Genomic DNA, 457 nt, shown 5'->3' on the forward strand with positions numbered 1-457 from the left:
ACGCTCACCTATAGCGCACAATTAGCGGGTGGCGGTGCCTTACCGGCGTGGTTAAGTTTTGATGCCGTGACGCGTACCTTTAGTGGCACACCTGCGAATGCCGANATTTAATTTTCAATTTGCTGCGAATACGTTTAACGATGTCGATGGTGATGCACTGACTTATACAGCGCAGTTAGCGGGTGGCGGTGTATTGCCCGCGTGGCTGAGTTTTGATGCAGTGACTCGCACTTTTAGTGGTACACCGGCGAATGCCGATGTCGGTACTGTATCGATTGATGTGATTGCCGATGATGGCAACGGCGGTACTGTCACCGATAGTTTCGATATTCTCATCGCCAATACCAACGATGCCCCAACAATCGCCAATGCGATTCCCGATCAAAACGCGACTGAAGATTCAGCCTTTAACTTCCAGTTTGCGGCGAACACTTTTTCCGATGTTGATGCGGGCGAT

2 protein-coding genes are annotated in these 457 nt (G+C 50.4%); both read left to right on the plus strand.

Going from position 1 to position 457, the window contains the following annotated elements:
* The coding region (locus AWU77_RS20940) for a putative Ig domain-containing protein (protein ID WP_152625198.1) at positions 1-111 on the plus strand (111 nt) is incomplete at its 5' end.
* A partial coding sequence (locus AWU77_RS00015) for a putative Ig domain-containing protein (RefSeq protein WP_152625199.1) occupies positions 98-457 on the plus strand: 360 nt, incomplete at its 3' end. The genes AWU77_RS20940 and AWU77_RS00015, both read left to right, overlap by 14 nt.

Source organism: Cellvibrio sp. OA-2007, assembly GCF_000953825.1.
Classification (GTDB): domain Bacteria; phylum Pseudomonadota; class Gammaproteobacteria; order Pseudomonadales; family Cellvibrionaceae; genus Cellvibrio.